We start from the raw sequence: 7,469 nt of genomic DNA, 5'->3' as shown, positions 1-7,469 counted from the left end.
AAATTGTCCTCCTATAACTAAGAATAGATATAACTAAAATAGCACGGATTGAAAAAGTTTTCCACAGATTACGATAAAAAAGGTTAGAAAAAAATACTTTTCCACAAAACGGGATAAAAGAAAAATGGAAATGCACATGTTCGAAATCCGACTATCCACAGGCAGAAAAAGAATGTGCATAACTGAAAAATAATCAACTTTATCCACAGATCGATGTGAAGATCCTGCCTTGATAACACTAGGTTTTAGGGCAGTTATCAACAGCTGGAAAAGCGATTGTGGAAAACTTTTCTACAGGCTGTTTGTTTGTGGAAAAAGTCAAAATAACTCTGGGGAAAAAGTTATCCACAAAAATTAGCTGTAAACAGCAAACCCACACAAATCAAGGGAATTGTGGATAAAGAATGGTCGATTTTGAGCAAACTTCTTATTGACAAACTAGTACTTGACTCGTTATACTATCAAAGTATGTCTGTGCGCATAAGCATTATCCTGATGGAGGTGGAAATAAATGAAAAGAACGTATCAACCAAATAAACGTAAACGTCAAAAAGTTCACGGATTCCGTAAACGTATGAGTACAAAAAATGGACGTCGTGTTTTAGCTAGCCGTCGTCGTAAAGGCAGAAAGGTTATTTCTGCGTAAGCCACTGAATGCCAGTGGTTTTTTTTTATGCCGTTTTTGCGGAATATAGTGTCTGACTTTTGGCAAATATGGTATTATTGACAGGTGAGTGGTTACGGATTCAATCCGTTTCGCGAAGCTTAATTGAAAGAAGTGAAGGAACCGAAGATGAGAAAATCCTATCGAGTAAAAACAGAGCAAGATTTTCAAAAAGTTTTTCAGGCAGGAAATTCTTTTGCAAATCGGAAGTTCGTGGTGTATGTCTTACCTAAAGAGCAATCACATTTTCGAGTTGGTTTATCTGTAGGAAAAAAAGTCGGTAATGCAGTGAAGCGAAATGAGGTCAAACGTAAGATTCGTGCGAGCTTAACGGAAATGAAGCCGCGAATCGAACCAGCGATCGATTTTATTGTGATCGCCCGTCCAAGTATCGCCATTTGTTCCTCAAAGGAAATCTACTCGAATTTAGAGCATGTCTTAAAGCTTGCCAAAATTATTCATTAATGGAAAGGAATTAGTTACGTGAAAAAAGGGAAACGCGTCTTACTATTTTTGGGAGTTCTCTCATTAGTAGTTGTCTTATCTGCCTGCGGTGCAACAGGTGAAGTAAATGCACAAAGTACCGGTCTATGGGATCGTTACATCGTTTATTATTTTGCAGAGGCGATCAAAGCCCTCTCCTTCGGCAATGCCGGGATCGGGATCATCCTCTTTACATTGATCATCCGGGTCATTTTGATGCCGTTGATGCACTTTCAAACCAAAAGCATGCGCAAAACGCAAGAATTACAACCGAAGCTAAAAGCGCTGCAGCAGCAATATGCGTCAAAAGATACAGAAACACAAAGCAAGTTAAAAGAAGAAACACAACGTTTGTATGCGGAAAACAATGTCAATCCCTATGCCGGCTGTCTACCATTATTGGTACAAATGCCGATTTTGATGGCCTTGTGGCAATCGATCTCACGGGTTCCTGCTCTGCAAGAAGGAAAATTCTTATGGCTGCAGCTGGGTGATCGTGACCCATACTTCATCTTGCCGATTTTAGCGGCGCTCTTTACTTTTGCAAGTACCTACTTATCAAGTATGAGCCAAGTGGAATCAAATGCGAGTTTGAAAATCATGAATTTCGCTATGCCGATGATGATCTTACTGATGGGGATCAACATTGCCAGCGGTCTTTCCTTGTACTGGGTTGTTTCTAATGCATTCCAAGTCTTGCAAACAATGATCTTAAATAACCCATTCAAGATTCGCCAAGAAAGAGAAGAAGCCGCCCGCAAAGAACGCGAGCGTGAACGAGCCCTGAAAAAAGCAATGAGTCCTAAAAAGAAACGGAAAAAATAAGAGGAGGTTGCACTGCAATGCCGATTTATGAAAATCTGACAGTAGCTGAAGCAATTCAAGAGGGATTGCAAGTCCTTGGTATCACCAAAGATCAAGCAGTAATCGAAGTCCTGGATGAAGGAAAAAAAGGCTTCTTGGGGCTAGGAAAAAAACAAGCACGGGTCTCCATTGAAAAAAGAATCGTTGAAGAACCGGCACCCGTTGAAGAAGTACCAGCAAAACCGCTGGTAGAACCAGATCCTGTGACGACAGAGGATGCAAGCAGTGTGATGGAGGCGGCCGCGAGCGAACCTGTTTTGCTGACGGATCTTTCAGATGAGGAAGCACTGGCTCAGTTGGGACTCTATCTGACAAATATTTCAAAAGCATTGAATGCACCTGCCTTAGTAAAAACCGCTCGTCAAGACGGCGTGATCATCTTTCAATTAGAAACGCAAAAACAAGGCATTTTGATTGGGAAGCACGGCAAAACCTTGAATGCACTGCAATATTTGGCGCAAGTGTATATTCACCGCATCGCGAAAAACAAATTATCGATTGTAGTGAATGTCGGAGATTACCGTGAAAAACGTCAAGCGATCTTAGAACGTTTGGCTAGCCGTACTGCTGAAAAAGTCAAACGAACAGGCCGCCCGGTCTTTTTAGAGCCGATGCCGGCGTTTGAAAGAAAGCAGATCCATTCCGTATTGAGTAAAGATGCGTATGTTCAAACTCATTCTGAAGGGGATGAACCGTATCGCTACTTAGTAGTGGAACCTGCGGACAAACGAATTTAATGAAAAAAGGGAAAGGCGGTCTGACAAGCCTTTCCCTTTTTTGATGGGAAAAAGCGATTGACAACAAATTTAAAACCAAGTATCCTTGACTAGAAATCATTCTTATCAAAGTCAACATACGTTACGTAGGTCAGCCTTTGGTATCAAAAAAGAGTCCGTATGCCGCGGACTCTTTTTTGTATTTCGTTGTTCAAAGGGGCAATTAGCCGCCAATGGTTGATTGAGTAAATTGAACCACCGTACCATAGGCAAAGATCTCAAGGTAGGTTTTGTCGCCTTCGACGATGCGGTCGTGTTCGAAATGACAGTTGATCACTGCATTCGCACCGTAGCTGTGAGCTGTTTCTTTTAAGCGATAGGTCACATCTGCCAAAAGATCGTTCAAATTCACAGATGTATCAAATAGATCTACTTCGATTTTGTCTGCCGCAAAGACGATATCCCGCACGACATAAGGCCGATTCACGTTTCCTGTCGATAAAATGATTTCTTTAATGCGGGCAGCACTGTTTGATGATTTGATGGTTTCCATAATAGATCCCTCTTTTCTTATTCTTTGCTTTTATTTTAAAGGTTTTTGCGGACAGATGCAAAATTTAAAAGTTTTTGAAGGAAGCTTGCGACTCGCGCAAAAATGTGCTAATCTATTTCCAGAATTTAATTGACAAGCAGTCAAAGTGCTAAGTCTACTCGTTTTTATTGATTTTCAATCAATTTGACGGGTGGAGTGGGCACTTTTTTTATGTGAAAAAATAGGAGGAGCATGCAACATGGCGAATATTACGCAAGAATTTGATACGATTGCCGCAATTTCCACCCCGCCAGGCGAAGGGGCCATCAGTATTGTGCGATTAAGCGGGGAAGAAGCAATCGCAATTGCGGATCGGATTTTTCAAGCAGGCACTAAAACCCTCGCCCAAGTCCCTAGTCATACGATTCATTATGGTCATATCGTGGACCCAGAAGAAAACCGTTTGATGGATGAAGTGATGCTTTCAGTGATGAAAAAGCCGCGGACCTTTACCCGAGAAGATGTCGTTGAGATCAACTGTCACGGCGGGATCGTTGTCGTCAATCAACTCTTGCAACTGGTTTTACGACAAGGTGCACGTTTGGCTGAGCCGGGAGAATTCACGAAGCGAGCCTTTTTAAATGGACGGGTTGATCTTTCTCAAGCCGAGGCGGTGATGGACCTGATTCGTGCTAAGACCGATAAGGCGATGAATCTCGCTGTCAATCAGCTGGATGGCAATCTTTCCCACTTGATTCGGACCTTACGCCAAGAGATCTTAGAGACGTTGGCGCAAGTTGAAGTGAATATCGATTACCCTGAATACGATGATGTGGAAGAATTGACGACCCGCTTATTGTTAGAAAAGGCCACGATGGTCAAAGGGCAGATCCAAGCCTTATTAGCAACTGCCCAACAAGGAAAAATTTTGCGCGAAGGTCTGAGTACTGCGATCATCGGTCGGCCGAATGTCGGTAAATCCAGCTTATTAAACCATTTATTAAGGGAAGAAAAAGCTATCGTAACAGACATTGCTGGTACGACTCGAGATGTCATTGAAGAGTATGTCAATGTTCGCGGGGTACCGTTGAAACTGATCGATACGGCTGGTATTCGCGAAACGGAAGATGTCGTTGAGAAAATTGGGGTCGAACGCAGCCGCAAAGCACTGGCAGAAGCGGAGTTGATTTTGCTGGTTCTCAACCAAAGCGAAGGATTGACCCAGGAAGACAAACAATTGCTGGAGCTGACTGCTGGCAGCCGTCGGATCATCTTATTGAATAAGACCGACCTTGAGCCAAAACTAGCGCCCGCTGAATTAGCGCAGTACGCAGCAGATGAACCGATTTTTCCTGTCTCTGTATTGACCAACGAAGGCTTGGATCAACTGGAACAAGCCATTGCCGATCTATTCTTTGGGGGGAAAACCACCGACAAGGATGCTTCCTATCTTTCTAACACCCGCCACATTGCCTTATTAGAAAATGCCGTTCAGTCGTTGTCTGAGGTCATCCAAGGGATCGAAGCAGGAATGCCTGTCGACTTGGTTCAAATCGATATGACACGCTGCTGGGACTATCTAGGAGAAGTTGTCGGCGACAGTGTCCAAGATGAGTTGATCACCCAATTATTTAGTCAGTTTTGTTTAGGAAAATAAAGAATGCGCCACTGGCGTAAAAAGGAGAACACCATGCAAGAATATCAAGCAGAAAGTTATGACGTGATCGTTGTTGGTGCCGGCCATGCCGGATCAGAAGCTGCCTTAGCAGCCAGCCGAATGGGGGCAAAAACCCTTTTACTGACCATCAACTTAGACATGGTCGCATTCATGCCTTGTAATCCCTCCGTCGGCGGACCAGCAAAAGGCGTCGTGGTGCGCGAAATCGATGCTTTAGGCGGAGAAATGGGCAAAAATATCGATAAAACCTACATCCAAATGCGGATGCTCAATACAGGAAAAGGTCCCGCAGTGCGGGCTTTGCGGGCGCAAGCCGATAAACATGCCTATGCGGCTGAAATGAAACGAACGATCGAAAAAGAAGCCAATCTAACACTGCGCCAAGGGATCGTTGAAAAGCTGATCGTTGAAGAAGGCGAGTGCCGTGGCGTCGTGACCTCTACAGGCGCTCGTTACCAAGCCCAAGCTGTAGTGATCACTGCAGGAACAGCGTTGCGAGGGGAGATCATCATTGGAGAGTTGAAGTATTCTTCTGGTCCAAACAACTCCCAGCCATCGATTGGATTAGCCGATCATTTGAAAGAGCTTGGTCTAGAGATCGCTCGTTTTAAAACCGGTACACCACCGCGGGTCAAATCCAGCACCATCAACTATGAGGTAACGGAGATCCAGCCTGGCGATGAACAACCGAATCACTTTAGTTACAGCACACCCGATGAAGCCTACAATCAAAACCAAGAACCTTGCTGGTTGACCTATACGAACGAAGGGACGCACCAAATCATCAACCAGAATTTACATCGGGCGCCGATGTTTACAGGGATCGTCGAAGGGGTAGGTGCCCGTTATTGTCCATCCATCGAAGACAAAATCGTGCGTTTTGCAGACAAATCTCGTCACCAACTATTCTTGGAGCCAGAAGGATTGAACACCGAAGAAGTGTATGTTCAAGGGCTTTCTACTTCTATGCCAGAAGACGTCCAAGTCCAAATGCTGCATTCCATCGCAGGTTTAGAAAAAGCGGAAATGATGCGGACGGGCTACGCCATTGAATATGATGTCGTGGTACCTCATCAATTGCGTCCAACATTAGAAACCAAAGTCATCGAAAACCTCTTTACGGCAGGACAAACCAACGGAACCAGCGGCTATGAAGAAGCGGCCGGTCAAGGCTTGATTGCCGGCATCAATGCCGCTTTGAAAATTCAAGGCAAAGAACCTTTCATTATGAAACGCAGCGACGGTTATATCGGTGTGATGATCGATGATTTGGTGACCAAAGGAACCAATGAACCATACCGTTTATTGACCTCTCGTGCCGAATACCGCTTATTGCTGCGTCATGATAATGCCGATCTGCGTTTGACCGAAGTGGGACATCAAATTGGGCTCGTCCCAGAAGCGCAATACGAAGCATATGTAGCGAAAAAAGAAGCTGTTGAAGCAGAAATCAAACGCTTGTCTAAAATCCGCATCAAACCAACGCCAGAAGTACAAGCATATTTGACTGCCAAAGGGACGGCCACCTTGAAAGATGGCGTTTTAGCAAATGAATTCTTGCGCCGGCCTGAAGTGACGTATGCGGAAATGCTGCAATTTATTGAAGCCAATGAAGCATTGAAGCCAAAAGAGATTGAACAAGTCGAGATCCAAATCAAATACGAAGGTTATATTAAAAAAGCCCTCGAAAAAGTGGAGAAACTCAAACGGATGGAAGCCAAACGCATTCCTGAAAACATCGACTATGCCGCTATCAATGGCTTGGCAACTGAAGCCAAACAAAAACTGCAAAAAATCCAACCCGAAACCATCGCCCAAGCGAGCCGTATCAGCGGAGTAAACCCAGCTGATATTAGTATTTTGATGGTGTATATCGAACAAGGGAAGATTGCAAAGGTTAACTAAAGACGGTGAATATTCTTTGAAAAACCAATTTATAAATGGTAAATAGAGTGTCAAAAGCCCGCTACGAGAGTAACTCGCAGCGGGCTTTTTGTGTTAGCAATTGAATTATTCAACTTTTTCAATCGTAGTGGTTCCCCAGTTCATGATGTTGCTGAGATGGAGATAGCCATCGTACAAATTCAAGAAAATCGAGAAAGCACAGACGATATAGATCAATACATAAAAATTATTGGCCTTTTTGTTACGCCATAAGACAAAGCCATCTAAAATCAAACCTAATGGAAAGAGAAATGAGCCGATTCCAGCTAACAGTAGCAAGAGCAGACTTTCATCTTTTTCCGTTGCCATCGTTCTTTGGAGTAACGACAATTTTTCTTTTTTGTCGTTGATCTCTTGATTATTGGTTTCGATCCGCTCTTTTAACGCTTCGTTTTCCCGCAAGAGCTCATCAATCGAGACTTGATAGAGATCGCTCAACAAAATCAAATTCTCAATATCTGGATAGCCGCGCCCGTTTTCCCATTTTGAAATCGACTGGCGTGAAATCTGTAATTTTTCTGCGACTGCTGTTTGCGACAATCCGGAAGACTCGCGACAGCTTTTTAATTGTTCTGCTAAAGCCAATGT

General features: G+C 43.7%; 8 protein-coding genes. 6 read left to right on the top strand and 2 right to left on the bottom strand.

The features are described from left to right. Window positions 1-511 precede the first annotated feature (511 nt). From rpmH to jag, 4 genes are all read left to right on the top strand, one after another. A complete protein-coding gene (gene rpmH / locus IGJ17_RS16870) occupies window positions 512-646 on the top strand; it encodes a 50S ribosomal protein L34 (protein WP_002356012.1) in 135 nt (44 codons plus the stop codon). Window positions 647-793: 147 nt separating this feature from the next. After that, entirely contained in the window at window positions 794-1,129 is a 336-nt protein-coding gene (gene rnpA, locus IGJ17_RS16865; protein ID WP_142437343.1) for a ribonuclease P protein component, read from the top strand. Window positions 1,130-1,147: 18 nt separating this feature from the next. Next, window positions 1,148-1,972: a YidC/Oxa1 family membrane protein insertase gene (locus tag IGJ17_RS16860; protein WP_008376942.1), complete on the top strand. Its 825-nt coding sequence runs from the start codon at window positions 1,148-1,150 to the stop codon at window positions 1,970-1,972. A 17-nt stretch (window positions 1,973-1,989) separates the two neighbouring features. Then, complete coding sequence (gene jag / locus IGJ17_RS16855) at window positions 1,990-2,748, top strand: RNA-binding cell elongation regulator Jag/EloR (RefSeq protein ID WP_008376943.1); 759 nt, start codon at window positions 1,990-1,992, stop codon at window positions 2,746-2,748. A gap of 202 nt (window positions 2,749-2,950) precedes the next feature. Here jag and IGJ17_RS16850 read toward each other — a convergent pair whose 3' ends face one another. Continuing rightward, the gene (locus tag IGJ17_RS16850; RefSeq protein ID WP_005226284.1) at window positions 2,951-3,280 is read right to left on the bottom strand and encodes a heavy metal-binding domain-containing protein; all 330 of its coding nucleotides are present in this window, start codon (window positions 3,278-3,280) and stop codon (window positions 2,951-2,953) included. Between the two features lie 238 nt (window positions 3,281-3,518). On the opposite strand from IGJ17_RS16850, the gene mnmE reads away from it, so the two are divergent. Both mnmE and mnmG read left to right on the top strand, forming a co-directional pair. Next, window positions 3,519-4,916, top strand: coding sequence for a tRNA uridine-5-carboxymethylaminomethyl(34) synthesis GTPase MnmE (gene mnmE / locus IGJ17_RS16845; RefSeq protein ID WP_008376948.1), 1,398 nt, complete (start codon window positions 3,519-3,521; stop codon window positions 4,914-4,916). 33 nt (window positions 4,917-4,949) lie between these two features. Further along, window positions 4,950-6,842 (top strand): tRNA uridine-5-carboxymethylaminomethyl(34) synthesis enzyme MnmG, encoded by a 1,893-nt coding sequence (gene mnmG, locus IGJ17_RS16840; protein ID WP_008376950.1) that lies wholly within the window; start codon window positions 4,950-4,952, stop codon window positions 6,840-6,842. Between the two features lie 105 nt (window positions 6,843-6,947). Here the strand turns inward: mnmG and IGJ17_RS16835 are convergent, their stop codons facing one another. Further along, entirely contained in the window at window positions 6,948-7,466 is a 519-nt protein-coding gene (locus tag IGJ17_RS16835) for a helix-turn-helix domain-containing protein (RefSeq protein WP_142437344.1), read from the bottom strand. Window positions 7,467-7,469 lie beyond the last annotated feature (3 nt).

The organism is Enterococcus sp. DIV1096b, from assembly GCF_050498765.1.
In the GTDB taxonomy this organism is placed as follows: domain Bacteria; phylum Bacillota; class Bacilli; order Lactobacillales; family Enterococcaceae; genus Enterococcus_D; species Enterococcus_D entomosocium.
Note: the sequence above shows the minus strand (reverse complement) of the source record. Positions and strands in the feature narration are given on the sequence as shown.